This is a genomic window from Streptomyces himalayensis subsp. himalayensis (assembly GCF_013778455.1).
Lineage (GTDB): Bacteria > Actinomycetota > Actinomycetes > Streptomycetales > Streptomycetaceae > Streptomyces > Streptomyces himalayensis.
Map to the genome: position 1 here is coordinate 284,444 of NZ_JACEHE010000004.1, position 26,318 is coordinate 310,761.

Sequence of the window (26,318 nt, forward strand, 5' to 3'; positions counted from 1 at the left end):
AAGACTAGGCCTCCTGCTGTTCGACCTCCAGCGGATCGAAGGCGACCCGGGTGAGGGACCCGTCCTCCGCCCACCGCACCTCCATCCGGTCCGACTCGACCACCACCGCCGTCACGGCGGCGGACAACGGCGCCGGATCGGGCTCCGCCGAGAGCATGGCCAGGGCGGCGTACAGCCCCGTACCCTCCGCACCGGCCGTCAGGCGCGGAACGCGCGCCCAGCGGGTGAAGGCCGTGCCCTGCGGCGCGCGAGCCTCGTCGAGGTCCCGCCAGCCGTGCAGCGGATGGAGGGCAGACACGAGCGGCTCGTCGGGGCCGGTGGCCCAGCCCGTCTGTACGAGGCGGGCCCCCGGCGGGGCACCGATAACGCGGTGCACCCGCAGTTCGTAGCGTCCCCGCACCACCGTGACGCTCTCCACCCGCAACCCCGGCACCATAGGCGGACCCGAGACGAACACCGGAAGGTGCCAGGAGGCCGCCCAGCCCCAGCCGTCGCCGTGCCCCGCGCCCAGCGGCCGGATGCGGCGGCGGACGCTGCGGACCCCGGCGACCTCCACGGACAGGTGGTTGTCGTGGACGTTGGCGGTCGCCGTGGGCCCGGTCCGTGTCGAGTACGCCTGGCGGCCGTAGTGCGGATCGTCCGCGGCAGCCGACTCGCCCTCGTGCGGGCGGACATGGTCGCTGCCGTGGTTGTGCAGTCGCACGATCCCGTCCGCGCGGGTGCTCTGCACGAGCAGGCCGGGAGCCGGAAGCGCCAGTACGCGGTCGGCGTCCTCGCTGGGAGCGCTCTCTTCGGTCGCCGTCCACAGCGGATGGTCCGCGGGGGCGAGCAGCGACACGAAGGCCTTCGACGCCCAATACGGCGACGAGGGGCCCGAATAGGTCTGCAGCGTCGCCTCGTGCGGGCCGTGCCAGCCCAACGTGAGCAGGCCGTCCTCGTCGACCGCCCCGCGGTCGAGGAAGTAGCGCAGAGATCCGCTCAGCAGCCGCCGCGACGTTCCCGGTGTGAGCGGGGTATGGCCCGTGACCGCGCCCAGGCCCACCGCCGCACCGGCGGCGAAGCGGTACGACAGCGAGCGTCCGTAGTGGAGCGGGGCGCCGTCGGCGCCGAAGAACAGCCCGAAACCCTCCAAGTGCTCGCGCAGCCGGGCACCGTGGAGCACCGACATATCCGTGTCCTGCGCCAGGTGCGCGTGGAGCACGGGATAGAGGTGCAGAGCCCAGCCGTTGTAGTGGTCGAAGGCGCGGCCGTCGCCGTCGGCGTACCAGCCGTTGCCGCGGTACCAGGTCTCCATCAGGTCCAGGGCCCGCTCGTGGGCGCGGGCCGTCTCCGCGTCGCCGCGCCCGACCGACTCCAGGAAACCGGCCACGGTGAAGGGGAACAGGTACCAGTTGTTCGGCGCGGGGACATGGCGGATAGCGCCGCGCAGCCACTCCTCGGCCCGGTCCTGCACGTCCGGCTCCAGCCGGTCCCACAGCCACGGCCGGGTGAGCCGCAGCCCGAGGGCCACGGAAGCGGACTCGACCATCGGCTGGCCCTGCACATCGTGGTCCAGGATGAGCGGCCAGGACTCGGTGTCGTCACGGCCGGGGGTGCGCGTTCCCGCGGCGATGCCGTCCGCGTACCGGTCGAGCCACCCGTGCGGGTCCTTGCCGTCCGCGCCTGCCACGCGGAACGCGGCGGCGAGGAACGTCCGGGCGTAGCCCTCCAGGCCGTCCGACCGCACACCTGACCGTGACGGCCTCCCCGGCAGGTCGAGCAGGGCGCCGCCGGGCGTGGCCCACCGCCATGCGGCGCGCAGCAGTCCGTCGGCCGCGGCTTCCCAGTGGGCCCGGGTGTAACCGGTGTACGGGCTCAGTTCACGGTCGTCTTCGGGGAGTTGCAGCGGCGAGCTCATGCCAGGAATGCCAGCCTTTCGCGTCGTACGGGATGGGCGAAGCCGTCGCCCGCGGCCCAGCGGCCCGCCTCGCTGACGGCCAGCTCGGCGAGCCGCCGCCACTCGTTGCCCTGGGAGCCGGCGAGGTGCGGGGTGAGGAGAGCGTTGTCGCAGTCCCACAGCGGATGGCCGGGCGGCAGCACCTCGGGATCCGTGACGTCCAGAACAGCACGGATCCTGCCCTCCAGCAGGAGATCCGTGAGCGCGCCCTGGTCCACGACGGCACCGCGCGCGGTGTTGATGAGCACACTGTCCGGGCGCATGGCCGTGAGCAGTTCGCGGCTGACCAGCCCTCGGGTGGAGGGCAGCAGCGGGGTGTGGACGCTCACGATGTCGGACTGGGCGAAGAGTTCGGCCGGTCCGACCGGGCGGGCACCCAGTGCGGTCACCTCGTCGTCGGGGACGTACGGGTCGTGCAGCAGGATGCGCAGATCGTACGGGCGCAGCAGGTCGATCACGCGGCGGCCGACGAGCGAGGCGGAGAGGATGCCGACGGTGCGCTGGTAGTTGCCCACGCCGGAGGGCGTGTGCAGCCAGTTGTCGCGCCGCCGGGTCGAGCGGAAGTCGCGGGCCCGCTCCAGGACGCGCTTTCCTGCCAGCAGGATCATCGCGACCGTGTACTCGGCCACCGGGAGAGCGTTTGCAGAGGCCGCCGACGACACCTCGATGCCGCGCTCCCAGCAGGCATCGGTGATGTGCGGGCGGACCGAACCGGCGGTGTGCACGACGGCACGGAGCCGGGGCGCGGCATCGAGTACGGCCTGGTCGAGGCGCGGGCAGCCCCAGCCGGTGACGAGGAGCTCGACGTCCGCGAGGACGGTACGGGCGTGCTCGGTGGTGAAGTCGTCGAGCACGGGCAGCGGAGCGAGGTCGCACACCTCGCCGAGCGCGGCCAGGGACGGCGGATCGAGGACGGCCGCCGCGGCGTCCCGCGACATGGCGAGGGCGGCACGCGGACGGGGCCGGGCACTTGTGCCTGGTACTGAGTTGGGCATGTGACTCCTGGAACTCCGTTCCCCTGGAACTGCTGTGTCTCTTGGAACTGCTGTCTCCTGGAACCGCGGGAGTGCTGTGGACGGTCGGCGGATGTGGAACCACGGCCCCAGTGCGGCTATTTGACGGACCCCGCCGTGAGGCCCGACCGCCAGAACCGCTGCAGCAGGGCGAAGGCGAGGATCAGCGGCACGATCGCGAGCAGCGAGCCCATGATGACGACCGGGTAGTACTCGGGCGAGACGGTGGCCGAGCTGTTCCACTGGTAGAGGCCCAGGCTCACCGGATAGAGCTCCTGGTCGGAGAGCATCACCATCGGCAGGAAGAAGTTGTTCCAGATGGCGGTGAGCTGGAAGAGGAAGACGGTGACCAGTCCGGGCCCCAGCATCCGCAAGGAGACCCGCAGATAGGTCGTCAGTTCGCCCGCGCCGTCGACGCGCGCCGCCTCCAGGACCTCGTCCGGTACGTAGCCCTGACTGAAGATCCGCCCGAGATAGACGCCGAACGGGTTGAACAGGACGGGGATGAACACCGCCCAGAAGGTGTTCACCAGGCCGGCGCCCGAGGCCATCAGATACAGCGGAAGCGCCAGCACGGTCTGCGGCACCATCACCGCGGCGAGGACCAGCCCGAACAGCTTCTCCTTGTGCCGGAAGCGGTACTTGTCGAAGGCGTAGCCGCAGGCCACGCTCACCAGGGCGCCCACTGCGGCCCCGACGACGGCGTACAGCAGGCTGTTGACGTACCAGCGTCCGTACAGCCCGCCGTCCATCGCGAACAGGTCGCGCAGATTCTGCACGAAGGAGAAGTCGCCGAGCGACAGCAGGTCGCTGCCGAAGAGCGCGTCCCGGTTCTTGGCGGCTGCCAGCACCAGCCAGAGGACCGGCAGGAGCGTGTAGAGGACCGAGAGGGCGACGACGGCGTTGACGGTCGAGCGGCCCAGCAGCCGGGGACGTAGCGCGGTGGTGTGGGATGCGCTCATCGGGTTGCCTCCTCGGCGGAGCCGGCGCGGCTGGTCCAGCGGGTGACCCCGTACGACAGGGCGATCGTGCAGATCAGCAGCACGACGGAGGCGGCAGCGGCCAGGCTGTAGTTGTTGCGGGTGAACGCGGCGTCGTAGATGTACATGCTCGGCGAGAAGCGCGAGTTGATCATCGGTGAGGACTGGCTCAGCAGCATCGGCTCGGTGAACAGCTGCAGCGCCCAGATGAGGGTGAACATCGCGACCATCACGATCGACGAGCGCACCAGCGGCGTCTTCACCAGCAGCGCCGTACGGACCGGTCCCGCGCCGTCGACCACCGATGCCTCGATGACCTCGCGGGGGACGGCCTGCAACGCGGCGTAGAAGACCACCATGTTGTAGCCGAGGTTGCTCCACAGCGCGATGTTCACGATGGACGGCAGCACGGTGTGCACGCCGAGGAAGTCGATCGTGATGTCGGCCTTGCCCAGCAGTTCGATCACCGGGCTGATGCCGGGGGTGTAGAGATACAGCCAGATGAGGGCGGCGATGATCCCCGGCACGGCGTGCGGCAGGAACAGTCCGAGCTGTGCCCAGGACCTCAGACGGACCACTCCGGAGTCGAGCAGCAGGGCCAGCGCGAGGGCGCCGATCACCATCAGCGGGATGTAGATCAGGCAGTACAGGGCGACCGTGCCGAGCCCCGACAGGAAGGTCGGGTCGGTCAGCACGGCGGCGTAGCTGCGGAGCCCGACGAAGACGGTGCGCTCGGGGCCGAAGCCGAGGCCGGGTTGGTCGTCGCTGAAGAAGCTCAAGCCTACGGCGGTCCCGACCGGGATCAGGAAGACCGTCAGCAGCAGGAGGAAGAACGGCGTCATCAGCACACCGGCCGCGGCGAGTTGACGGCGGCGGGCGGCCTTGCGGGAGCCGTGCGCGACCGCGCGGCCGGAGCGGGCGGCGCCGCGGGAAGCGGCCGTGGCGTGGGACGGGGCTGTGGTGGTCATGGGGATGTCACCTGCCTTTCGAGCGGGCGCAGGGAGAGGAGAGGGCTCCGGTGCTCATGGCAACCGCGCGTCTCATGTGCTGTGCTCGGTCGTGGAAAGCCCCAGCGCCTTCAGGTCGGGCATGGTGCCGTCCTGGGCCGCGCGTACGGAGCCGATGAGCGAACCCTGGCCGCCGCTCGCCCTGGCGAAGCCGTCCTGCATGACCCGCTGGGTCGCCGTCATACGCGGGCCCCAGACCCAGCCGTCGCGGATCGCGGCCGCCTGCTCCTCGAAGAGGGTGTAGATGTCCTGACCGCCGTAGTACGAGCGGTCGAAGGCTTTCCGGCCGACGGCGACGAGATCCGGGGCGGCCGGGTACTGGCTGCTGGTGCCGCTGGACAAACGGGCACGGAGCGCGTCGGGGTGGGAGACCTGCCACTCGATGAACTCCATGGCGGCCTCGGGGTGCTTGCTGTCCTTGGTGACGGCGAAGGTGGAGCCGCCGTGGGTGCCGACGACCGGCCGGTCAGGGTCCCACTGGGGGAGTGGTGCGATCTTCCACTGGCCCTTCTGGGCCGGGCGGGCGTTCATCTGCGCACCCGCGTCCCAGGCGCCGCTGAGCCGGGTCAGCACCAGCCCTTCCCCGATCTGGGCGTCGCTCTGCCGGCTCTCGACCGCGTTCATGAAGACCACGTCGTCGTCGACCAGCCGCTGCCAGTACGCGGCGACGCGCCGGGTCGGCTCGTCGGCGAGCGAGACGTTCCAGGCACCGTCGCGGGTGTCGAACCACTGGGCGCCCGCCTGCCAGGAGTAGGCCGCGAACTGCATCGCACCGTCCGTGGGGAAGAGCACGAGCCGCCGGTCGCCCGCCTTGCGCCGCACCGTCCGCGCCGTCTCCGCGAACTCGTCCCAGGTGCGGGGGACCTCGAGGCCGTACTCGTCGAAGAGATCGGTGCGATAGTGCATGACCATCGGCTCGACATCCAGGGGGACGCTGTACTGACGTCCCTGAAATGTCGTCAGGCCCAGTGCCTGTGGCAGCAGCTTGGCGCGCAGCCGGTCGCTGACCAGCGAGGTGATGTCACGGGCGACGCCGTCGATGGCGAAGCCGGGCACCTGCGGGTACTCGATGGTGGCGACGTCCGGGGCGTTGCCCGCGCGGGCGGCGTTGCTGAGCTTGGCGTAGCCGCCCTGGCCGCCCGAGGGGATCTGCTGGAAATCGACCTGGATGCGGTCGTGCGTGCGGTTGAACGCGTCCACGACCTCCTGGCTGCCACGCAGGGCTGACCAGAAGGTGATGCGTGTGGTCCTGCTGGTGCTGCGCGATCGACCGTTTCCGTCGCTTGTGCTGCAGGCGCCTACGGCACCGGTCAGCGGCAGGGCGGTGATCGCGGCGAGCACGGATCGACGGCTCTGTCGACCGGGCATGAGTGCCTCCCGCGGCTCCTCTTCGAGACACGGGAATACTGATCGCATGAACGGTCTGGGTCAATAGATCGATCAGAAGATCGTTGAAACGGTCAAACGCTCAGTCCGGAACGGGAATCGGCGGTAACGGGAATCGGCAGTGCGGAGCCGCGCACCTTGAGCTCGGGCAGCAGCTCGATCCTGCGCGCCGGCTCGGCCCCCGCCGCGTGCGGCCGCGTCAGCCGGTACAGCAGCAATTCGGCGGCCGCGCGCCCGATCGCCGCCTTCGGCGGGGCCACGGCCGTCAACGGCGTACTGCCGAGGGCGGCCACCACGTCGTCGTACGCGACAACGGAGCAGTCCTGCGGAACCTTCACGCCGCTGTCCATGAGGTGCTGAACGAGCATCAGAGCGTCCACGTCGCCGTGCAGCAGGGCGGCGGTCGCGCCGCGCTCGCGCAGCAGGCCGGCGAGATCTACGTGCGTGTTCTCGGCTGCGGAGGCGGTGGCCTCGCCGGGGGATGTGCCGGAGCCGTGGGCAGGGACCGTGCGGCCGCCGTCCGGTGCGGGGGCGCCCTGCGTATGTGCCCCGTCGGCCGACGCGCCGGTGCCGCCGGACGAAGCCGCGCCCCCGCCGGCCGAAGTCATGCTGCTGCTGGACGAGTTCGCCGGCCCGACGGCCGCGTAAGGGCCCGGGCCACCCAGCTCGGGCACGGCATCCGGGGAACTCAGGGTGATCGCCCAGTCCTCGATCTCCGGTCGCCCGGCGGCGATGTCGGCGAAGGCCGCGCGGATGGCGCGCGCCGTCGGGCTGTCGTTCCGCGCGGCGAGCACGATCCGCCGGTGACCGAGCGAGACGAGGTGGTCCACGGCGAGATGGATCCCGTACCAGTGGTCCGAGCACACCGAGTCCAGCGCGTGGAGCGCACTGCCGCGCCGCGGCCGCCGCTCCATCAGCACCGTCGGCACGCCCAGCCCCGACAGCCAGCCGTAGTCCGCCTCCTCGGCGGCGGCGCTGCGCCACCGGGGAGCGATCAGCAGCCCGCGCGCGCCGCCCGCCAGCGCGCGCTCCACCAGGGGGCGTTCCGCCCCGGGCACCTGCGGCGCGATGTGCAGGGCGATACGCAGCCCGGCCTCCTCGAGGACCGGCCGCGCGCCGTGCAGCGTCTCGAAGAGATACGAATGGCGCTCCGGTACGACCAGGGCGACCGTGTCACCGTCCGCGGGCGGTTCGTCGGGCGCCGAGCTCTCCTCGACGGGCACGGCCGACCGGGCCACCCCGTGTCCGCGGCGCAGTTTGCCGGCTCGCGCGAGCTCCTCGACGTCCCGGCGGACCGTGACCACCGAGACGTTCAGCTCAGCCGCGAGATCGGTGACGCGGACCGCGCCGCGCGACTGGACGACCGCCAGGATCCGTTGACGCCTCAGTTCGACCGGCTCCCGCATGACGGCCCCCTCGCCGAGTCCGTGCGCATTGTGCGTTTGAACGCTTTGGGGCGCAGCATAACGATCGGTTGCCCCTCGCTGTCCACACACAGACGCGGCCGGCCATCGCGGCTTTGCCGGTCACGCAGGCTCCCCGCCTCCGGCCTGCTGCTTGTTCCGGCGCCGGACCATCACGAGGACACCGGTCGCCAGCACTCCCGATACCAGGACGGCCGAGCCGGTGCCGGCGATCGCCAAGACGGGCCAGGCCGGCTCCCCGGGGCGGCCGCCCTCAGCCTTCTCGGCCCTCTGGTGCTGCGTGGCCTGATCGGTCGGCTCGGCGGCGGCGGCCGGGCGCGCCGCCGACGGAGGCAGCAGCGATCCGACGGGCCTGACGCCGCCGCCCACCGCGTCGAACCCCCAGTCCAGCAGCTCCCTGGCCTCCTCGTACACCGCCTGCCCGTCGTCCGACTGAGGGTTCATGACCGTCACCAGCAGGGTGCGCCCCTCGTGGCGGGCCGCCGCGATCAGGGTGTATCCGGCGTTGCTGGTGTATCCGTTCTTGACGCCGATCAGTCCGGGATACCGGCCCACACCGTCGGCACCGGTGAGCAGCCGGTTGGTGTTCGTGATCGGGTACGAGTAGCCGTCACCGGGGAAGTCGGCTTCGGCGGTCGAGCAGTACCGGACGAAATCCGGATCCAGCAGCCCCGCCCTCCCGAAGACGGCAAGGTCGTACGCGGAGGACACCTGCCCCGGCTCGTCATAGCCGTCGGGAGTCACCACGCGGGTGTCCCGGGCGCCGAGGGCGCGCGCCTTTTCCTGCATCTGCCGGACGGTGGTCTCCAGCCCGCCGTTCATGGCCGCAAGCACACGCACGGCGTCGTTGCCCGACATCAGGAACACTCCTCGCCACAGGTCCGCCACCCTGTACGTCAGTCCGGGCGAGACGCCGACAAGGCTGCTGCCCTCGCCGACGTCGGCGAGTTCCTCGTCGGTGGCCGTGTGGCGTCTGCGCGGGTCGAGATGTGGAAGGACGGTGACGGCGAACAGCGTCTTCAGCGCGCTGGCGGGCGGCAGTCGGCGATGGGCGTTCCGAGCGGCGATCACCTCACCCGTGTCCGCATCGGCCACGAGCCAGGACAGGGCGGACAGATCCTCGGGCAGGTCCGGTGTGCTGCGGGTGACCCGTACCTTCGTTCCCGGTCCGTCCAGCAGGGAACGCGGGGGAGCGGGCCGGGGTCGGGGAGGCGCGGGCTCGGCTGCGGACAGCGCCGCCGCCGGCGCGGGCAGGAGGATGAGTGCGCCGGTGGCCAGGGCAACGGCACGGATGACGTAGGAGCGCAGCAAGTGTCTGACTGCCATTCAGCCACCGTAGGAAGACGGGGCGAAGTTCGCAGATCGGCTTGATCCGGGTGGCTGCGTCCGGGAGGGGGAATGGGGTGGGGGTTGCGTCCTTGCCCGGCCGCGGCCGGCGGGTGGCCGCCACAGCCCGGCCGGCGGGTGGCCGCCACAGCCCGGCCGGCGGGTGCGTCCGCCGGAAGCTGTGCGCGGTAGCCGTACCCGAATCGGCAGGAGGACCACAGAACGCCTCGCCTCCGACCCCGCCGGGGGGTGGATCATGGCCCGCCTGCGGCGCGCGGAGAGCCTCGCGTAGCAGACTGTGCCGGTGACCAAGAGAGAACGCCCGGCCCTGGCAGTGCAGTTGAACCTGGAGCCGCACCCGGAAGGCGGATGGTTCACCGAGACGTGGACCGCCCGTCACATGTTCCGGCCCGACGGCTATACGGGCACCAGGCCGGCCGCCACGGCCATCTACTTCCTGCTCTGTCCGGGCGAGGAATCCCGCTGGCACACGGTCCGCTCGGACGAGTTGTGGCTGTGGCACCGCGGCGGGCCGCTGGATCTGTTCCTCGGCGGGGACGGTGCCGAGCCGGGGAGCGAGTCCGAGACGGTCCGGGTGGGGCCGGGCATTGAGCAGGGGGAGCGCCCGCAGGTCCTGGTGCCGGGCGGCGTCTGGCAGTCGGCGCGTCCGGCAGGGGACGAGCCGGTGCTGGTGAGCTGCGTCGTCGCGCCCGGCTTCGACTACGCGGACTTCCGCCTGCTGGACTGAGCCGAGGCTTGCCCTCGCTGGCCGGAGGGGTTTCTCCAATCTCCGGCCCTCTGACCGCTGTTGGTCAGCCGCCCCGGCCCTCTCAGGGCCAACTCCGTTGTCCCCACTCCAAGAAGTTGTTCGTCGAGAGTCTTCTACCGGTCGGTTACCTGCCGGTAGCCTCGCGTGCACCCGAGATCGTGAGCATGACAGCGACGTGCGAGGGCGAAGTGGTCGCGCTCGCCGACCCCCCACTTCAAGGAGCAGCGGACCATGACAGGACGCGGTGTGCGTCAGCGGATCGGCGCGGTTTCGGTCGTTGCGGCCCTGGGCCTGGGGGTGAACGCCGCCGCCACCGTGCCGGCGGCCGCCGCGGCCCCGGCAGCGACGACGACCGCCGCCTCGGCACTGCAGGCCGAGGTCGATCACGCCACCTGGCAGAACGACGTGCGGGCAGTGATCGACCAGGCGCTGCCCTATGTCCAGCAGCGCACCGCCAACGCCGCCGGGCAGAAGCTCGCCATCGTCTTCGACGTCGACAACACGACGCTGGAGACGGACTTCCACCCCTGGTACGAGCTGCCCACCCCGGCCGTCAAGCCATCCCTGGAGCTGGCCCGGTACGCGAAGTCCCGGGGTGTCGCCGTCTTCTTCGTCACCGCACGGCCGGGCATCATCAAGAGCCTCACGGAAGCCAATCTGAAGGCCGTGGGCTATCCCGTCTCCGGCATTTACGTACGCGACCTTCCTGACCTGTTCGACGAGGTCAGTGCCTACAAGACCAGCAAGCGGGCCGAGATCGAGGCGCAGGGCTACACGATCATCGCAAACGTCGGCAACCGCGAGTCCGACCTCGTCGGCGGCCGCGCCGAGCGGACCTTCAAACTGCCCGACTACGACGGGCAGTTGTCCTGAGGCGCCTCGGTTCCGGGGGCATGAGCAGCTCGCAACGGGTTACGCGTCCCGGCCACGCTCCTTTCGCGACCGGGTGGGCGGCCACGCCTCGCCCTTCTCGACCGGGGTCAGCCGCGCCAGCGCCTCGGTCAGCCGTCGGCAGACCTGTTCGATCTCCCGGCGGGTGCGGTCCCGCTCGGTGATGGTGACCGCGAGCAGCAGGGCTGTCAGGGCGACGGACCCGTTGAGGGCCTGCAGGGTGACCATTTTGGCGAGGAGGTCGTGCCCGGAGAACGGGCCGACCCCTTGCGTGCCCGCATCGATCGCGATGACCGAAACGATCAGTACGCAGGGAGCGGCGCCGGCCAGCTGGAAGCGGAACGCCGCCCAAATCAGGCAGGGGAACACGAGGAAGAGCAGGCCGAGGGTGCTGCGGGTGGCCACCGCGCCGACGACGGCGGTTCCGGCCAGCAGGGCCGCTGCCTCGGCCCACCGGTGGACGGGAACGCCACGTGGCCACCGGTAGGTGCGGATGGCCAGCAGGAGCGGTGCGACGACCAGCACGCCCATCGCATCGCCCGTCCACCACACCGACCAGGCAGGCCAGAACTCGTCGGCCGCCAGGGCGCCGGAGAGCACCAGCACCCCCGTTCCGAGGGTCGGACTGATCAGCATTCCTCCCAGCGCGCCCAGGAAGACCAGGGCGAGCGCGTCCCGCAGCCGGTCCATCTCGATGCGGAAGCCGGCCCGTCCGAGCAGCAGATACGCGCAGACCGGGGCCAGTGTGTTGCCGACCGCGATCGCGACCACCGGAAGAATCGAAGGACCGAGCGACACATTCACCAGGAACGCGCCGATAGCGATCCCCGGCCAGATCCGTATGCCCCAGAGCAGGAGGCCGACCAGGGCGATACCGGTCGGCGGCCAGAACGGTGTGATCTGCCCACGGACCAACTCCTGCATCAGCCCGATCCTGGCGGCCGCGTAGTAGACCGCCGCGACGGCAGCGATCCGAAGGCCCAGCGCGGCGCAGTGCCGGAGCCGTTCGTTGCTGCGCGCCACAGCGGTCATGGCCTTACCTGTCGTAGGTGAGTACGAGCACGGCGGCGTCGTCGCTGTGGCCGGTGAGGTCCGCCACCTTGATCACTTCGGTGGCCAGGGTGTCGGGGTCTGCTCCGCACGCGGCACGTACCAGTGCGGCCACCCGGTCGAGGCCGTCCTCGATCTCGTAGCTCGGGCCTTCCACCACGCCGTCCGTGAGCAGGACGAAGGCTCCCTTGCCCGTCAGCAGGCGGTGCGTCGACGGGTACTTCTCGTCGGACACGATGCCCAGGGGCAGACCGCCGTCGGCCATGACGACCTCGCAGCGGCCGTCGGTCGTCGCCCAGACCGCGGGAATGTGTCCGGCGCGGGAAACCGTCAGCTCGCCGGTCGCCGGCTCGAAGCGCAGGAACAAGCAGGTCACGAAGAGCTCGGAGCCCATGGAGACCAGCAGGTCGTTCGTGCGGCGCAGCACCTCGGCCGGGTCAGTGGTGGCCACCGCGACGGCGCGCAGGCAGGTGCGTACCTGCCCCATGTAGGCCGCGGCCTCGACATCGTGGCCCTGTACGTCTCCGATCGCGGCCCCCACCGAGCCGTCCGGCATACGGAAGACGTCGTACCAGTCGCCGCCGATGTCCAGACCGTCCCTGGCGGGTGCGTACCGTCCCGCGACCCGCAGACCCGGCAGGGGCGGTATCTCGGTGGGCAGGCATTGGCGCTGCAGTGCGGCGGCCAGCTCCACGCGGGCCTGCTGCAACCTGATGCGCTCGAGTATCTGGCCGGTGAGCTCACCGAGCGTGCGCAATCGCTCTTCGGCGCTGGTGGGCGGACCAGTACGGCGTCTGGGCATGGCATAACACTCCGGTGTTTGTCGGAGTTGCGCCACATATCACGTTACCGCTGTTACAGGTGTCTTTTGCTGGTTGATTCTGGTGACCATGCGGTGGGACGGCGCGCGTTCCGACGGGGGACATGAGGGGTACCCCGGTGCCATGCCCCTCGTCCCGGTCGCCGCCGCGGCGCCGAAGGGTGAGGCTGTAAAGGGGCAGAGCGTCCTGTGAGGAGAGGAGCGAACCGAGGGTGAACAGCACTCAAGCGCATGAGCCAGAGGTCCAGGCACATGAACCAGAGGTCACGGTGGAGCTCAGCGAATGCTCGGCGCAGGACGCTCACACCGTCTTCTCCGCCCTGCGCACATCCTTCGGATGCGACCGCCGGCCCAATGAGGTGCCGCACGAGGCCCACGCCACCCGCCCGACCGTCTGGAACGCGACGTTCGACGTGTGTGAGCCAGGGGCCGCCGGAAAGCTGGGCGCCGTGGCCGAACCCGCGGAGCTGAGCGGTCCCGTCGTCGCGAACATCCAGGGCGGCTACCACGCGGTCGACCGTATGCGCGACACCCTGGGCGCCGTGTTCGCCGTAGAGGTGGTCGGCAAGGTCTCCGGCGACCAGGAGACCGAGGTCCAATTGCGGCTGACGACGAAGTAGCCGGCCGCAACCGGCCCGCGGGGCCGGGCCGACGCGCGCCCGGCCCGCAGCCGCCGGACACCGTGATGTCGGATACGAGACCGCGATACGGCGGTGCCCCGGCGGTAGTCGTTCAGTGCGGGGGAATCTCCGACAGGGCCGCACGGCAGCGGTTGAGGTAATCCGCCAGATTGCGTCGTTGAGCGGGGGTCAGGCCGGAGAGCATCCGCTCCTCGAGCTCCCTCACTGCCTCCTCGTACGTGTCTAGCAGGTCCCGGCCCGCCTCGGTGAGGCTGAGGAGCAGGACCCGCCGGTTGTCCGGGTTGCGGCGGCGGGTGATCAGGCCGCGCCGCTCCAGGGCCGTGACCATGTCCGCCATGGACTGCGCCGTGACGAACGAGTTGCGGGCGAGCTGCGCGGAGCTGATCCCGTCGCGGCGGCGGAGCACCGTGAGCGCGGTGTACTGCAGCGCGGTGATACCGGCCGGCTTGACCAGCTCGTCCAGGTGCGAGCGGGTCACCAGCTCGACCTGCTTGATCGTGTACAGCAGGGTCGGATGCGGGACCTCCGCGATGCCCGTCGCTCCTCCGTCGCCGCTCCTGCTGGCTGTGCGCGCCACGTGGCTCCTCCGCCGTCTTCGACATTCAGGTTTCCTGATTATGCCCAGGCTCTTGCCATCGGCGCCATGGGGCGTAATCATCAGGAAACCTGTTGGTCGCAGTGGTGCGGCCACCATCTGTGCGGTGCGGCGAGCGGCCGCGCCGGGAAGGCGAGCGGGCCATGTCCCTTTCCGAGGAGCAGAACGCCTCCACCGTGCGCAGGCCGCACATCGAACCGGGCAGGCTTTTCATCGACGGCGAGTGGCGCGAAGCGGACGCCAAGGGCCGCCGGGACGTGATCGATCCGTCCACGGGCCAGGTACTGACGACCGTCGCGGAGGCCGACGCCGCCGACCTCGACGCCGCCGTCGCGGCAGCGCGCAAGGCGTTCGACGAGAGTGGCTGGGCGCAGCTTCCGGGCCGCGAGCGAGCCCGCATCCTGAACCGCGTGGGCGACATCATCCGCCGCCGCGCGGACGAACTCGTCGCCACCGAGAGCGCGAACGTCGGCAAGCCGGTGTCGCTGTGCCGCGTGGTCGACGTCGCCACCGCCGCCGAGGAGTACGAGTACTGCGCGGCCCTGGCCCAGACCATCGAGGGCTCCACCCGGCAGATCCCGATCCCCTCGCACGCCTACACCCGCCGTGAGCCGCTCGGCGTGGTCGGCGCGATCACTCCCTTCAACTTCCCGTTGATCCTCAGCAGTTCGAAGATCGCTCCCGCGCTCGCCGCCGGCAACACCGTGGTCCACAAGCCCGCCGAGGACACCCCGCTCAGCGCCCTGCTGATGGCGGAGATCCTGGCCGAGGCCGGAGTCCCGAACGGCGTGCTGAACGTCGTCACCGGCAGCGGCACCGCGGTCGGCGAGGCGCTGCTCCGCCACCCCGGCATCGACAAGGTCGCCTTCACCGGCTCGACGAAGATCGGCCGCCATGCCGCCGCCGTCGCCGGTGAGGCCCTCAAGCCCGTCACCATGGAACTCGGCGGCAACGCCGCGCACATCGTCTTCGAGGACGCCGACCTGGAGAAGGCGATCGGCGCCGCCATCAAGGGCTTCGTCTTCAACACCGGCCAGTTCTGCATGGGCGGACCGCGCCTGCTGGTGCACAGCTCCCTGTACGAGGCCGTGGTGGGCGCGCTCGCCGGGGCGGTCCCCGGTGTGCCGGTCGGCGACCCGTTCGACCCGGCGACCGTCATCGGACCGATGGCCGGCGAAAGGCACCTCGCCAAGGTCGAGGAGTACGTCCGCATCGCCAAGGAGGAAGGCGGCCGCATCGTCGCAGGCGGCGAGCGGCTCGGCCTCGACGGCGGCTACTACTACAAGCCGACCGTCATCGCCGACCTGGGCAACGACTCGCGCGCCGTGCAGGAGGAGATCTTCGGGCCGGTCCTGACCGTGCAGTCCTTCGAGACCGAGGACGAGGCCGTGGCCATGGCCAACAGCACGCCGTACGGCCTGGCCTCCGGCCTGCAGACGTCGGACCTGGCCCGCGCGCACCGGGTGGCGGCCAAGCTGCAGGCGGGCATCGTCTGGGTCAACGACTGGGCGATGCTCGACCCGGCGATCCCCTTCGGCGGCGTCAAGCAGTCCGGCTTCGGACGCGAGTACGGGCCGGAGGCGCTGGAGGCGTACACCAAGGTCAAGTCCGTGGTGATCTCGCTGGCCTGACGGGCTGTTCCCCAGCACGGCAGGACCCGCGGGTCGCCGGCGCCCGTACAACCTCATGTCCGCACCCCGCACCACCCCGGCTCGGCCCGTTCACGCCCGGTCGGCGCGCGGCCCGGCCTGCCCACCCCCCTGGCCGGACCACCGCTTGGCCGGTCCGCCCGCGCCCGTGCCGGCGAGAGTCCTGGACCGGCTCACTAGACTCTTGCTCTTCCCCGGCGAGGGCTTCCCCACCCGGTGGGGCTTCGTCCCTCCCCACTCGGTGGGGCCTCGTCCCTCCCCTGCGAGGCCCCATCCCACTCGATCGGCATCCCATCCGATCGGCATCGCACTCGATCGGCCTTCCACACTCCCCGACCGGGTCACTTCCCCGGCCGGCCCGCGCCGTCCGCAAGGAGCTTGCACATGACCACCACCACTGCCGCGGCTGTCGTCGAGTCGGCAGGCGCCGGCTTCTCCCTCTCCGAGGTCGAACTCGCCGAACCCCGCCCGGACGAGGTCCTCGTACGCATGGTCGCCGCGGGCGTCTGCCACACGGACCTGGGTGTCGCCGCGGGTGGGCTGCCCTTCCCGCTGCCCGGTGTGCTGGGCCACGAGGGCGCGGGTGTCGTGGAGGCCGTCGGCTCCGCCGTGAGCCGGGTCAAGCCCGGTGACCACGTCCTGCTGTCCTTCACCTCCTGCGGCCGATGTGCCAACTGCCGCGACGGTCACCCCGCGTACTGCGAGGCCTGGCTGCCGCTGAACCTGCTGGGCGGATCCCGCGCGGACGGTTCGGCCACACTGACCCGCGGCGGTGAGGCCATCGGCGGGCACTTCTTCGGCCAGTCGTCCTTCGCCCGGCACGCGCTGGTCGACGAACGGAGCCTGGTCAAGGTCCCGGCCGACGTGCCGCTGGAGCTCATGGCGCCGCTCGGCTGCGGCGTGCAGACCGGTGCGGGCGCCGTGTGGAACGTACTGAAGCCCCGGCCCGGCGCGAGCCTCGTCGTCACCGGCGCCGGCGCGGTCGGCCTGTCCGCGGTCATGGCGGCCCGCCTGACCCCCGCCACGCGCATCATCGCCGTCGACCGCGTGCCCGCCCGGCTCGAGCTGGCGCGCGAGCTCGGCGCGACCCACACCATCGACACCACCAGCGACGACCTGAACGAGACCGTTGCCGAGATCACCGGTGGCCAGGGCGCTGACGGTGTGGTGGAGACGACCGGCAACATCCAGGTGGCGGGCGCGGCGATCGGCTCTCTGGCCGCCCGCGGCACGGCGGTCCTGGTCGGAGCCCCGGCCTTCGGCTCGACCGTGCCGGTGGACGTCAACTTCATGCTGCCGGGCCGCCAGGTGGTCGGTCTGACCCTCGGCGACAGCGAGACGGAGTCCCTCATCCCGGTCCTGGTCGAGCTCGTGGCCTCCGGCCGTATGCCGGTCGACCGGCTGGTCAAGCACTACAAGTTCGAGGAGATCCAGCGAGCCGTCGGGGACGTGGTGTCCGGCGAGGCAATCAAGCCGGTCCTGAAGTTCTGATCCATCCGGAACGCGCAGGACCACCGGGCCGCCGCGGCGCCGCACGCCGCGGCGGCCCTTTGCGTTGAGGCACGCCCGCGCCTCGAATGTGCTTCTCGCTGCGGGGCGGCAGGAGCTCGTCCATTGTGGAAACGGCAGGCACGGTTCCGACGCGGACCGGTGCCGACGGCAAGCCGCGACGGGCAAGGGGCAGGACGTGAACAGTGCGGATGTGTTGCGCGACGGCTACGGCCGCATCCAGGAGGCGGTACACGCCGCCGTCGAAGGGCTCTCGCCCGAGGAGCTCACCGCCCGGATCGATCCCGAGGCCAACTCGATCGCCTGGCTCGTGTGGCACCTGACCCGGGTTCAGGACGACCACATCTCCGACGTCGCAGGCGTCGAGCAGGTATGGCTGTCCCAGGACTGGGCAGGCCGTTTCGGACTTCCCTACGCGAAGCGGGCGACCGGGTTCGGCCACAGCAGCCGACAGGTCGGGAAGATGAAGGTCGAGTCGGGCGAACTGCTGCTCGGGTACTACGACGCCGTGCACGAGCAGACCCTCGACTTTCTCAGCGGCCTCCAGGAGGGCGACCTCGACCGCGTCGTGGACGAGAGCTGGACCCCTCCGGTCACCCTCGGCGTCCGCCTGGTCAGCGTCATCGAGGACGACCTCCAGCATGCGGGCCAGGCGGCTTTCGTACGCGGCGTGCTGGAGCGTCATCAGGAGGACTGACCAACGTGCCGTGAGCCCCTGCGTCGTCACAGGCGCAGAATGACCAGAGCCGTGTCGTCGGTGTTCCCGGTGCTCGGAAGCAGATCGGTGAGGAGGACGTCGGCCAGTTCCTCGGCCCCCAGGGCCCGGTGCCTCGTGAGGCAGTCGGCGAGCCGGCCGAGGCCGGCGTAGATGTCCTCGCCCCGACGCTCGATGAGGCCGTCGGTGTACAGGACGAGGACGGATCCTTCTGCGAAGTACGTGCGGGCCTGCGGCCGGGGCACATGCTTGACGCGGGCACCGAGCGGAGGGTCGGTTGCTTTGTCGAGGAAGCGCACGGCACCGGTGGGGTCGAGAACGGCGGGCGGCAGGTGCCCGGCGCTGCTGTAGGTGACGGTCCCGGCTTCGTGGTCGATCGCGGCCAGGACCGCGGTGGTGGACTCGGCGCCCTCCACCGATCTGGCGTACAGACCCAGCGCGTCCAGGGCCTCCGCGGGCCCCTCCGCGACCCGCACGGCGGCAGACAACGCGCTGCGCAGCTGCCCCATGACACACGCCGCCTCCAGACCATGACCCACGACGTCGCCGACGGTCACCGCGATCCGGCCCTCCTCCAGATCGACGAGGTCGTACCAGTCGCCGCACACGTTCAGCGTCCCGACGGCAGGCCGGTAGCGCACCGCCACACTGTGGCGCCCAATATGCTCGGGCGACGGCAGCATGGCCCGCTGCAGCGCCAGGGCCACCCCTCGTTCCCGCGAGTGGGCCTCGCGCAGCCGCTCGTTGAGCTCCTGCAGCTCCCGGGCGCGGGTGAAGAGGTCGGCCTCCATCAGCCGCTGCTGGTCCCCGCCGTCCGCCTGCCCACGGGCGCGCATGAGCTCGGTGACCTCCTCGACCCGGTGGACGAGCAGCACCACCTTCCCGTCCTGATCCAGAACGGGAGCGTTGATCGGGCTCCAGTACCGCTCCTCGAACACGCCGGGCCGGTCGGGTACCTGCACGTCGTAACGCTGGAGCGCCATGCTGTCGGGCTGCCCGGTGGCCGCCACCCGTTCGAGGGACGCCCGGAGGTTGCGCGTTCCGGACGCGGCGGGATCGGCTGGATTGTCGGGGAAGACGTCGAACAGGTGGCGGCCGATCAGCCGGTCGCGCCGAAGCCCCGACTGGCGCTGATATGCCTGGTTCGCGTCAAGGATGACGAGCTCCGGATCGAGCACCAGCGCGGCGCTGGGAAGCGCCTGGAATACGCCCTCGTAGTCGATACCGGACTCTCGCATGATCTGCCCGCCTGAACCGACGCCCATTCCGATCTCCCGGAGCTCCCAGAATAGACAGGAAGCCCTCCTCGGACGGACGGAAGCCTCGTCCGGCCAATTCCCGTGGGAATACCGGCGCCTTTCCACGTCCGCCGGAGCGGTTTCCTCCTGCCCCCTCCGGGGCCTCACTCGTGCGGCCGGGCGGACCATCGTTCCTGGTCCGATGGGGCGTAGCCGAGGTGTTCCCGCGAACGGAACGCGGGGGTTCCCGTGCGGAGGGGTTTCACTGTCGTCCGGACGGGTCTTCGTACGGGAGGGGAAGGCCTCGGAACGCACAGAGGAGCAGCGAAATGGGACACGGCGGAGACGTCATCGCCGAATTGATCACCGACCACGAGGAAGTCGAGGAGATCTTCGTCAACATCGAGGGGCTGCCGTCCGGCGACACAATGCGGAAGCAGCACGCGGACCGGGCGACCATCGAATTGGTCCGGCACTCGGTGGCGGAGGAGGCGTATCTCTATCCGGCCGTACGCGAACACGTCCCGGGCGGTGGCGAAATCGCGGACAAGGAGCTGGAGGACCACGCCCGCGCCGAGCGCACGATGAAGGAGCTGGAGAGCTGCGAGGCCGATGATCCCCAGTTCGACACGCTGATCACCCAGCTGATCACAGAGATCCGGGAACACATCACGGACGAGGAGGAGAACCTCTTCCCACGGCTGCGCGAGTCCTGCAGCACGGAGACGCTCAACGAACTCGGGGACAAGTTCAGGCAGGCCAAGAAGACGGCGCCCACCCGCCCGCATCCGTCCGCTCCCGACCAGCCGCCCCTCAACAAGCTGCTGGCGCCCGGCGTCGGACTGGTCGACCGGCTGCGCGACACGCTGACCGGACGCGGCAAGGAGTCCTGAGAGCGGCCGGAGAGCGTTCTGAGAGCGGGGATCTGCCCGGCCGTGGATCGTCCACGTGCCGGGCAGAGGCGTGCCAGGGTCCTGCGGCCGTGGCGTCACCAGAGCGCCCCACGGTCGCGGCCTCACCAGGGCGCTTACGGTCGTGGCGTGCACAGGGCCGACGCGGCCGCGGGGGCGCGGGGGCGTGCCGTGGCGTGCGCAGCGGCGTCACGGCGTGTCCTCCCGCGATGGCCGGTCGCTGCCGAGCCGGTGGCGGATGCGGGCCAGCCACGGGTGGCGCTCCCGCTGCTCGCGCGCGTTGCGGTCGAGCTCCTCAAACAAGCGCTTGGAGCGGTGCTCCATGTCCAGCTCGTCGAGGATCCGGTTGACCTCGGTGAGCAGCGCACCGTGGAGGTGCCAGTTGCGGGGGTCCTGCTGCACGCCTTCCAGCAGTACGAGTGCCAGTTTGTCGCGGCTCGCGTTGGCCGCCGCCAGTTCGCCGGCCAGTCGGGCCTCGGCGGCCTCGGCGTTCTCGCTGACCTGAGTCGTGACCAGCACCGCGAAACTGACCACGGCATCGGCGACATGTCCCAGCAGCTCCTGCAGGGCCACACCGATGTCCCGCCGGAGGAGCGGCTCGTCGGTCCTCCGTATCTTGGCAAGATCGGTGAGGGTACGGGCCAGCACACGCAGCACGACCGTGCAGATCTCCAGGGTGTCGAGGCCTGTCCGCAGTACGACGCGGTGGAGCAGCCCCTCCTTCACCCGCGGGTTGAGCCGCAGGCTGTCCTCGGCCTGCCGCAGTGCCGCGTCGACGTCGGCGATGTCGTGGTCGAGCCGACGCGCCTCGTGCAGCTGGTCGGCGGCCTGGTCGGGCGGCGTGGGAGAGGTCAGCTGCTCGCAGCTGCGGAGCATCAGCCGGCGCATACGGCGGGCCAGGTCCTCGATCGAGGCGCCCGCTTCGCCGACCCAGACGGGCGGGGCCAGCAGAAAGTTGAAGGCCAGGCCCACCGCGGCGCCGATCAGAGTTTCCAGCACCCGGTCCCACGCGGTGTCTGCCACCCGGGTCACGCCGACCACGAGCATGGCGCTGATCGCCACCTCGGGGACGAACTCACTCACGCGGACGAAATGGCCGACGGTGAGGGACGCCAGGATGATCAGGCCCAGGCTCCACCAGGTCAGCCCGACCAGCGCGCTGAACCCGATGGCGATCAGCACGCCGACCACGACGGAGTTCACCCGGCGGATGCCGGTGGTCAGCGTGGCGTAGAGAGTCACCTGTACGACCAGCAGTGCGGTGAGCGGAGCGGTCAGCGGCGCCGGCTCGCTGCTCAGCTGGAGGGCGACGACATAGGCGATGGTGGCTGCCGCGGTGGAACGCAGCGTCTGTACGACGACAGGCTCGCGGCTCCGCTTCACGAACTCGGCCACCGGTGCAGCCACTGCTGCACCACGTACTTCAGGCATCCTTGGTCACTTCCCGGCTCTGCGGCACCACAGACCACCAACGTGGTACAGGGTGCCGCAGCGCGTGGGGGAAGCGTGGCTGTGACCGAGGGGCGGGACGGAGCCGGTGGTCGTACGGGTGGTCCTACTCGCCGGCGTACGCCTTCTCCAGGGCGGCGATGTCGAGCTTGACCATCGAGAGCATCGCCTCGGTGGCGCGCTTCGCCTTTGCAGGCTCTGGGTCGCTGATCATCTCGATGAGGCCGGCGGGGATGACCTGCCAGGACACGCCGTACTTGTCCTTGAGCCAGCCGCAGGCGACTCCCTGGCCGCCTTCGGAGAGCCTGTCCCAGTAGTAGTCGAGCTCCTTCTGGTCGTCGCAGAAGATCTGGAACGAGATGGCCTCGGTGAACGCGAACTCCGGCCCGCCGTTCAGCGCGACGAACTTCTGGCCGTTGGCCTCGAACTCGACGGTCACGACAGAGCCGGCGGGACCCGGCCCGGCCTCGCCGTAACGGACGATCCTCCCCAGCTTGGAGTCCTTGAAGATCGAGATGTAGTGGTTCGCCGCTTCCTCGGCCTGCCCGTCGAACCACAGGCACGTGGTGAATCCCTTTGCTGCCATCGGTACCTCCTCGCAGATGAGCGTGTGCACCTGTACCGACCCGTCCGGGGCCGGAAACTCATCGGTGCCCGGCGGGTGTCTGGTTCGTCCATGTGGAGCTCGCCGTTGGGCCGCCGCCCGTATCTACCGATCTTGGGCACGGTCCTGACCGGACCAGTGTCGTCCGGAACCAGTGTCAGCGGCCCGATCGGGGGCACCCAGCACCGCATCAGGGTGTTCCAGCTGGTGAGGTCTAGGCGGTGGGAGCCATGGAGCTGCCGGTGGTCGTGGGCGTGGATGGGTCTGAGCCGAGTCTTCGGGCCGCCGAGTGGGCCGCCGACGAGGCCGTGCTGCACGGGGTCCAGCTGCGCGTCGTGCACGCGTCGCTGTGGGAGAAATACGAAGGGGCTGCCCTCGCCGAGGAACTGGGCCGCCCCTCCGAGCGGGTGATCGCCGAGAACATCGTCGGCGCTGCGGCCGAGCTGGCCCGGCAGCGGAATCCGGAGGTGAAGATCTCGACGGCCGTACTGCCCGAGGACACGGTGACCGCCCTGCTGCGCGCGGGCCGGAACGCCTCGGTGCTGGTCACGGGCTCGCGTGGGCGCAGTGGTCTGGCAGAGCTGCTGCTCGGCTCGGTGAGCCTGGCGGTCGCCGCACATGCCGACTGCCCGGTGATCGTGCTGCGCGGCATCCACGATCCGCACAGCGTGCACCGGCGTGTCGTCCTGGGCGTGGGTGAACCGCCCCGGGGTACGGCCGCCGTACGTTTCGCGCTGGAGGAGGCCGAGGCCCGCGGTGCCGAGCTGTACGCCGTACGGGCCTGGCGGCGCCCCGCGCATGAGACCCCGAACCATCCGCTGATGGTCGGCGACCCGGCGCACTACCACGAGACCCGGGCCGCGGAGATCCTCGACGAGGTGCTGGAGGAGGCCGAGCAGGACCATCCCGGTGTCACGCTGTGTCGCCGGACCGTCGAGGGGACGGCCCGCAGGGTGCTTCGCGAGGCGTCCGCCATGGCCGATCTGCTGGTCGTCGGTGCCCAGCGCCATCACGGTAATTTCGGCCTCCAGCTGGGCCGGATCGCCCACTCGGTGCTGCACCACGCCGCGTGCCCCGTCGCCGTCGTACCGCAGCGGGCCTGAGCCGTGGCCGGCTTCTCACTCCGTAAGGGTCGCCGCGTGGTCGGGGACGTATGTCTGCAGATCGCGCGGCGGGCGCTCGTAGCCCTTGGACGGGGGCCTGGGCGGGAGTTCGAGGTCCGGATACGGCACCTCGTGGTAGGGGACGGAATCGAGCAGATGGGCGATCATATTGATCCGGGCCCGGCGTTTGTTGTCACTCTCGACCACGAACCAGGGCGCCTCGGGGATGTCGGTGTGCACCATCATGTCGTCCTTGGCGCGCGAGTAGTCCTCCCAGCGGGTGATCGACTCCAGGTCCATCGGCGAGAGCTTCCACCGCTTCGTCGGGTCCTCGAGGCGCTGGCGGAAGCGCCTCTCCTGCTCGGCGTCGCTCACCGAGAACCAGTACTTGCGCAGCAGGATCCCGTCCTCCACCAGCATCCGCTCGAAGATCGGGCACTGGTGCAGAAAGCGCTGGTGCTCCTCCTTCGTGCAGAAGCCCATGACGTGCTCGACGCCCGCGCGGTTGTACCAGCTGCGGTCGAAGAGCGAGATCTCGCCCGCCGCGGGCAGATGCGCGACATACCGCTGGAAGTACCACTGGGTCCGTTCGCGCTCGGTGGGCGTGGGCAGCGCGACGATCCGCGCGACCCGCGGATTGAGGCGGTCCGCGACCCGTTTGATCGTGCCGCCCTTGCCCGCGGCGTCCCGCCCCTCGAACACCACCACCAGCCGGGCACCCTCGGCGCGCACCCACTCCTGGAGCTTCACGAGCTCGGTCTGCAGCCGCAGCAGCTCGCGCTCGTAGACCTTCCGCGGCAGGGCTGCCGACTCCTCCGGCTTCGTCCCGGCCATACCGCCTCCTCACCCCGACGACGCTCACCTACGACGTTACGGAGTCATTCATGCGCAAGGTCAAGCGCCAGGACAGCACGGTACTGACCGACGACGAACTGAGCAGCCTGGACGCCCACTGGCGGGCCGCCAACTATCTGTCCGCCGGCCAGATCTACCTGATGGCGAACCCGCTGCTGAGGGAGGCGCTGCGCCCCGAGCACATCAAGCCACGGCTGCTCGGTCACTGGGGCACCTCGCCGGGCCTGAACCTCGTCCACACGCATCTCAACCGCGTCATCAAGGCCCGCGGCCGCGACACGGTGTGCATCTGGGGCCCCGGCCACGGCGGCCCGTCGGTCCTCGCCAACTCCTGGCTGGAGTGCAGCTACACCGAGACCTACCCGGATGTGACCCGGGACGAGGCCGGGATGGAGCGCCTCTTCCGGCAGTTCTCCTTCCCGGGCGGCGTGCCGAGCCATGTCGCTCCCGAGACGCCGGGTTCCATCCATGAGGGCGGCGAGCTCGGGTACGCCCTCACGCACGCGTACGGCGCGGCGCTCGACCATCCCGGTCTGCTCGTCGCCTGCGTCATCGGCGACGGCGAGGCCGAGACCGGCCCGCTGGCCGCGTCCTGGCACTCCAACAAGCTCCTCGACCCCGTCCACGACGGCGCCGTACTGCCGATCCTCCACCTCAACGGCTACAAGATCGCCAACCCGACGGTCCTGGCACGGGTCCCCGAGAGCGAACTCGACGAGCTGCTGCGCGGGTACGGCCACGAGCCGATCCATGTCGCCGGCGACGAGCCCAAGGCGGTGCACCGCGCCATGGCTGAGGCCCTCGACCGGGCACTTGACCGCATCGACAGCGTTCAGCGCGCGGCCCGCGAGGACGGCGCGACCGAGCGCCCCCGCTGGCCCGTCATCGTGCTGCGCACGCCCAAGGGCTGGACGGGACCCGCCGAGGTCGACGGCGAACCGGTCGAGGGCACCTGGCGCTCCCACCAGGTGCCGCTCGCCGGAGTGCGCGAAAACCCGGAACACCTGCGGCAGTTGGAGGCCTGGCTGCGCTCGTACCGGCCCGAGGAGCTCTTCGACGAGAACGGCAGGCCCCGCGAGCAGGTCCTCGCCTGCATTCCAGAGGGCGACCTGCGGCTCGGTTCGACGCCGTACGCCAACGGCGGCCTGCTCGTACGTGAACTGCCGATGCCGGAGCTGGAGCGCTTCGCCGTACCCGTGGACAAGCCGGGCGCGACCCTGCACGAGCCCACCCGGGTCCTCGGCGGTTTCGTCCAGCAGATCATGGAGGCCACGCAGGAGCGGCGGGACTTCCGGGTCGTGGGCCCCGACGAGACCGAGTCCAACCGGCTCGGTGCCGTCTACGGCGCCACCGGCAAGGCCTGGCAGGCCCAGGTCCTGCCGTCCGACGAGCACCTGTCCCGGCACGGCCGGGTCATGGAGATCCTCTCCGAACACCTCTGCCAGGGCTGGCTGGAGGGCTATCTGCTCACGGGCCGGCACGGCCTGTTCTCCTGCTACGAGGCGTTCGTGCACATCGTCGACTCGATGGTCAACCAGCACATCAAGTGGCTGCGGACCTCGCGGCAGCTGACCTGGCGGGCCCCGATCGCCTCCCTCAACTACCTGCTGACCTCGCATGTATGGCGCCAGGACCACAACGGCTTCTCCCACCAGGATCCCGGCTTCGTCGACCATGTCCTCAACAAGAGCCCCGAGGTCGTACGGGTCTATCTGCCGCCGGACGCCAACACTCTGCTGTCGGTCGCGGACCATGTGCTGCGCAGCCGTGACTACGTGAATGTGATCGTCGCCGGCAAGCAGCCCTGCTTCGACTGGCTGTCGATGGACGAGGCGCGAGTGCACTGCGCGCGCGGCGCCGGCATCTGGGAGTGGGCGGGCACCGAGAACGGCGGGCGCGAACCCGACGTCGTCCTCGCCTGCGCGGGCGATGTGCCCACCCAGGAGGTGCTGGCCGCGGCCGGGCTGCTCCGCCGCCATCTGCCCGACCTCGTCGTGCGCGTTGTCAACGTCGTCGACATCGCCCGGCTGATGCCGCGTGAGGAACACCCGCACGGCATGAGCGACTTCGAGTTCGACGGCCTCTTCACCCGCGACAAGCCGGTGATCTTCGCCTATCACGGGTACCCGTGGCTGATCCACCGGCTGGCCTACCGACGGGAGGGCCACCACCACCTGCATGTCCGCGGCTACAAGGAGCGGGGCACCACCACGACCCCGTTCGACATGGTCGTCAGCAACGACATGGACCGCTACCGGCTCGTCATGGACGTCGTCGACCGGGTTCCAGGCCTCGCGGTGCGCGCCGCCGCCGTGCGCCAGGAGATGGCCGACGCCCGGACCCGGCACCACGACTGGATCCGTGCGCATGGTGTCGACATGCCCGAGGTCGCGGAATGGACCTGGGCAGGATGAGCACACGAATCCACACAGCGCGCGTGTCCGTAC

23 protein-coding genes are annotated in these 26,318 nt (G+C 70.4%); 9 read left to right on the plus strand and 14 right to left on the minus strand.

Annotation, left to right across the window (positions count from 1 at the left end):
- Positions 1 to 4 precede the first annotated feature (4 nt).
- The 7 genes from H1D24_RS09570 to H1D24_RS09600 form a co-directional block, all read right to left on the minus strand.
- Positions 5 to 1,897, minus strand: coding sequence for a DUF2264 domain-containing protein (locus H1D24_RS09570; RefSeq protein WP_181656985.1), 1,893 nt, complete (start codon positions 1,895 to 1,897; stop codon positions 5 to 7).
- The gene (locus H1D24_RS09575; RefSeq protein WP_181656986.1) at positions 1,894 to 2,931 is read right to left on the minus strand and encodes a hydroxyacid dehydrogenase; all 1,038 of its coding nucleotides are present in this window, start codon (positions 2,929 to 2,931) and stop codon (positions 1,894 to 1,896) included. The genes H1D24_RS09570 and H1D24_RS09575 overlap by 4 nt, the downstream gene beginning before the upstream one ends.
- A 116-nt stretch (positions 2,932 to 3,047) precedes the next feature.
- Complete coding sequence (locus H1D24_RS09580; protein WP_181656987.1) at positions 3,048 to 3,911, minus strand: carbohydrate ABC transporter permease; 864 nt, start codon at positions 3,909 to 3,911, stop codon at positions 3,048 to 3,050.
- Positions 3,908 to 4,897 (minus strand): carbohydrate ABC transporter permease, encoded by a 990-nt coding sequence (locus tag H1D24_RS09585; protein WP_181656988.1) that lies wholly within the window; start codon positions 4,895 to 4,897, stop codon positions 3,908 to 3,910. The genes H1D24_RS09580 and H1D24_RS09585 overlap by 4 nt, the downstream gene beginning before the upstream one ends.
- Positions 4,898 to 4,969: 72 nt before the next feature.
- Positions 4,970 to 6,304, minus strand: coding sequence for an ABC transporter substrate-binding protein (locus H1D24_RS09590; protein ID WP_181656989.1), 1,335 nt, complete (start codon positions 6,302 to 6,304; stop codon positions 4,970 to 4,972).
- Between the two features lie 92 nt (positions 6,305 to 6,396).
- The gene (locus H1D24_RS09595; RefSeq protein WP_181656990.1) at positions 6,397 to 7,728 is read right to left on the minus strand and encodes a substrate-binding domain-containing protein; all 1,332 of its coding nucleotides are present in this window, start codon (positions 7,726 to 7,728) and stop codon (positions 6,397 to 6,399) included.
- Between the two features lie 120 nt (positions 7,729 to 7,848).
- Positions 7,849 to 9,072 (minus strand): D-alanyl-D-alanine carboxypeptidase family protein, encoded by a 1,224-nt coding sequence (locus H1D24_RS09600; RefSeq protein ID WP_181656991.1) that lies wholly within the window; start codon positions 9,070 to 9,072, stop codon positions 7,849 to 7,851.
- 304 nt (positions 9,073 to 9,376) lie between these two features.
- Between H1D24_RS09600 and H1D24_RS09605 the strand changes: the two genes are divergently transcribed.
- Positions 9,377 to 9,820 carry a cupin domain-containing protein gene (locus H1D24_RS09605; RefSeq protein WP_181656992.1) on the plus strand — a complete coding sequence of 148 codons (444 nt, stop codon included), beginning with the start codon at positions 9,377 to 9,379 and terminating at the stop codon, positions 9,818 to 9,820.
- Between the two features lie 252 nt (positions 9,821 to 10,072).
- Positions 10,073 to 10,714: an HAD family acid phosphatase gene (locus tag H1D24_RS09610; RefSeq protein ID WP_181656993.1), complete on the plus strand. Its 642-nt coding sequence runs from the start codon at positions 10,073 to 10,075 to the stop codon at positions 10,712 to 10,714.
- 39 nt (positions 10,715 to 10,753) lie between these two features.
- On the opposite strand, the gene H1D24_RS09615 is transcribed toward H1D24_RS09610, so the two are convergent.
- Together H1D24_RS09615 and H1D24_RS09620 are read right to left on the minus strand one after the other, a co-directional pair.
- Positions 10,754 to 11,764, minus strand: coding sequence for an MASE1 domain-containing protein (locus H1D24_RS09615; RefSeq protein WP_181656994.1), 1,011 nt, complete (start codon positions 11,762 to 11,764; stop codon positions 10,754 to 10,756).
- Between the two features lie 4 nt (positions 11,765 to 11,768).
- Positions 11,769 to 12,584, minus strand: coding sequence for a PP2C family protein-serine/threonine phosphatase (locus H1D24_RS09620; RefSeq protein WP_181656995.1), 816 nt, complete (start codon positions 12,582 to 12,584; stop codon positions 11,769 to 11,771).
- Between the two features lie 230 nt (positions 12,585 to 12,814).
- Between H1D24_RS09620 and H1D24_RS09625 the strand changes: the two genes are divergently transcribed.
- A complete protein-coding gene (locus H1D24_RS09625) occupies positions 12,815 to 13,222 on the plus strand; it encodes a hypothetical protein (protein WP_181656996.1) in 408 nt (135 codons plus the stop codon).
- 112 nt (positions 13,223 to 13,334) lie between these two features.
- On the opposite strand, the gene H1D24_RS09630 is transcribed toward H1D24_RS09625, so the two are convergent.
- Positions 13,335 to 13,775: a MarR family winged helix-turn-helix transcriptional regulator gene (locus H1D24_RS09630; RefSeq protein WP_309484266.1), complete on the minus strand. Its 441-nt coding sequence runs from the start codon at positions 13,773 to 13,775 to the stop codon at positions 13,335 to 13,337.
- A 206-nt stretch (positions 13,776 to 13,981) separates the two neighbouring features.
- On the opposite strand from H1D24_RS09630, the gene H1D24_RS09635 reads away from it, so the two are divergent.
- The 3 genes from H1D24_RS09635 to H1D24_RS09645 all read left to right on the plus strand — a co-directional run bounded on the left by H1D24_RS09635 (position 13,982) and on the right by H1D24_RS09645 (position 17,693).
- Positions 13,982 to 15,469, plus strand: a complete 1,488-nt coding sequence (locus H1D24_RS09635) for an aldehyde dehydrogenase family protein (protein ID WP_181656998.1) — start codon at positions 13,982 to 13,984, stop codon at positions 15,467 to 15,469.
- Positions 15,470 to 15,871: 402 nt separating this feature from the next.
- Entirely contained in the window at positions 15,872 to 16,978 is a 1,107-nt protein-coding gene (locus H1D24_RS09640) for an NAD(P)-dependent alcohol dehydrogenase (protein ID WP_181656999.1), read from the plus strand.
- A 196-nt stretch (positions 16,979 to 17,174) separates the two neighbouring features.
- The gene (locus tag H1D24_RS09645; protein WP_181657000.1) at positions 17,175 to 17,693 is read left to right on the plus strand and encodes a mycothiol transferase; all 519 of its coding nucleotides are present in this window, start codon (positions 17,175 to 17,177) and stop codon (positions 17,691 to 17,693) included.
- 26 nt (positions 17,694 to 17,719) lie between these two features.
- On the opposite strand, the gene H1D24_RS09650 is transcribed toward H1D24_RS09645, so the two are convergent.
- Positions 17,720 to 18,949 carry a PP2C family protein-serine/threonine phosphatase gene (locus H1D24_RS09650; protein WP_181657096.1) on the minus strand — a complete coding sequence of 410 codons (1,230 nt, stop codon included), beginning with the start codon at positions 18,947 to 18,949 and terminating at the stop codon, positions 17,720 to 17,722.
- A 329-nt stretch (positions 18,950 to 19,278) separates the two neighbouring features.
- On the opposite strand from H1D24_RS09650, the gene H1D24_RS09655 reads away from it, so the two are divergent.
- Positions 19,279 to 19,842, plus strand: coding sequence for a hemerythrin domain-containing protein (locus H1D24_RS09655; protein WP_181657001.1), 564 nt, complete (start codon positions 19,279 to 19,281; stop codon positions 19,840 to 19,842).
- Positions 19,843 to 20,049: 207 nt separating this feature from the next.
- Here the strand turns inward: H1D24_RS09655 and H1D24_RS09660 are convergent, their stop codons facing one another.
- Positions 20,050 to 21,291, minus strand: coding sequence for an FUSC family protein (locus H1D24_RS09660; RefSeq protein WP_181657002.1), 1,242 nt, complete (start codon positions 21,289 to 21,291; stop codon positions 20,050 to 20,052).
- 124 nt (positions 21,292 to 21,415) lie between these two features.
- Positions 21,416 to 21,895 (minus strand): VOC family protein, encoded by a 480-nt coding sequence (locus H1D24_RS09665; RefSeq protein ID WP_181657003.1) that lies wholly within the window; start codon positions 21,893 to 21,895, stop codon positions 21,416 to 21,418.
- Between the two features lie 248 nt (positions 21,896 to 22,143).
- Between H1D24_RS09665 and H1D24_RS09670 the strand changes: the two genes are divergently transcribed.
- Positions 22,144 to 23,016 (plus strand): universal stress protein, encoded by an 873-nt coding sequence (locus H1D24_RS09670; RefSeq protein ID WP_181657097.1) that lies wholly within the window; start codon positions 22,144 to 22,146, stop codon positions 23,014 to 23,016.
- A gap of 15 nt (positions 23,017 to 23,031) precedes the next feature.
- Here H1D24_RS09670 and ppk2 read toward each other — a convergent pair whose 3' ends face one another.
- Positions 23,032 to 23,850: a polyphosphate kinase 2 gene (ppk2, locus tag H1D24_RS09675; protein WP_181657004.1), complete on the minus strand. Its 819-nt coding sequence runs from the start codon at positions 23,848 to 23,850 to the stop codon at positions 23,032 to 23,034.
- Between the two features lie 50 nt (positions 23,851 to 23,900).
- Here ppk2 and H1D24_RS09680 point away from each other — a divergent pair, with 50 nt between their 5' ends.
- On the plus strand, positions 23,901 to 26,285 hold the full coding sequence (locus tag H1D24_RS09680; protein ID WP_181657005.1) for a phosphoketolase family protein: 2,385 nt from the start codon (positions 23,901 to 23,903) through the stop codon (positions 26,283 to 26,285).
- The last annotated feature ends 33 nt before the right edge of the window (positions 26,286 to 26,318 follow it).

Coding starts and splice junctions, on each gene's coding strand:
- H1D24_RS09570 (WP_181656985.1), bottom strand. CDS start 1,897: ATGAGCTCGCCGCTGCAACTCCCCGAAGACGACCGTGAACTGAGCCCG.
- H1D24_RS09575 (WP_181656986.1), bottom strand. CDS start 2,931: ATGCCCAACTCAGTACCAGGCACAAGTGCCCGGCCCCGTCCGCGTGCC.
- H1D24_RS09580 (WP_181656987.1), bottom strand. CDS start 3,911: ATGAGCGCATCCCACACCACCGCGCTACGTCCCCGGCTGCTGGGCCGC.
- H1D24_RS09585 (WP_181656988.1), bottom strand. CDS start 4,897: ATGACCACCACAGCCCCGTCCCACGCCACGGCCGCTTCCCGCGGCGCC.
- H1D24_RS09590 (WP_181656989.1), bottom strand. CDS start 6,304: ATGCCCGGTCGACAGAGCCGTCGATCCGTGCTCGCCGCGATCACCGCC.
- H1D24_RS09595 (WP_181656990.1), bottom strand. CDS start 7,728: ATGCGGGAGCCGGTCGAACTGAGGCGTCAACGGATCCTGGCGGTCGTC.
- H1D24_RS09600 (WP_181656991.1), bottom strand. CDS start 9,072: ATGGCAGTCAGACACTTGCTGCGCTCCTACGTCATCCGTGCCGTTGCC.
- H1D24_RS09610 (WP_181656993.1), top strand. CDS start 10,073: ATGACAGGACGCGGTGTGCGTCAGCGGATCGGCGCGGTTTCGGTCGTT.
- H1D24_RS09615 (WP_181656994.1), bottom strand. CDS start 11,764: ATGACCGCTGTGGCGCGCAGCAACGAACGGCTCCGGCACTGCGCCGCG.
- H1D24_RS09620 (WP_181656995.1), bottom strand. CDS start 12,584: ATGCCCAGACGCCGTACTGGTCCGCCCACCAGCGCCGAAGAGCGATTG.
- H1D24_RS09635 (WP_181656998.1), top strand. CDS start 13,982: ATGTCCCTTTCCGAGGAGCAGAACGCCTCCACCGTGCGCAGGCCGCAC.
- H1D24_RS09640 (WP_181656999.1), top strand. CDS start 15,872: ATGACCACCACCACTGCCGCGGCTGTCGTCGAGTCGGCAGGCGCCGGC.
- H1D24_RS09650 (WP_181657096.1), bottom strand. CDS start 18,949: ATGCGAGAGTCCGGTATCGACTACGAGGGCGTATTCCAGGCGCTTCCC.
- H1D24_RS09655 (WP_181657001.1), top strand. CDS start 19,279: ATGGGACACGGCGGAGACGTCATCGCCGAATTGATCACCGACCACGAG.
- H1D24_RS09660 (WP_181657002.1), bottom strand. CDS start 21,291: ATGCCTGAAGTACGTGGTGCAGCAGTGGCTGCACCGGTGGCCGAGTTC.
- H1D24_RS09665 (WP_181657003.1), bottom strand. CDS start 21,895: ATGGCAGCAAAGGGATTCACCACGTGCCTGTGGTTCGACGGGCAGGCC.
- H1D24_RS09670 (WP_181657097.1), top strand. CDS start 22,144: ATGGAGCTGCCGGTGGTCGTGGGCGTGGATGGGTCTGAGCCGAGTCTT.
- ppk2 (WP_181657004.1), bottom strand. CDS start 23,850: ATGGCCGGGACGAAGCCGGAGGAGTCGGCAGCCCTGCCGCGGAAGGTC.
- H1D24_RS09680 (WP_181657005.1), top strand. CDS start 23,901: ATGCGCAAGGTCAAGCGCCAGGACAGCACGGTACTGACCGACGACGAA.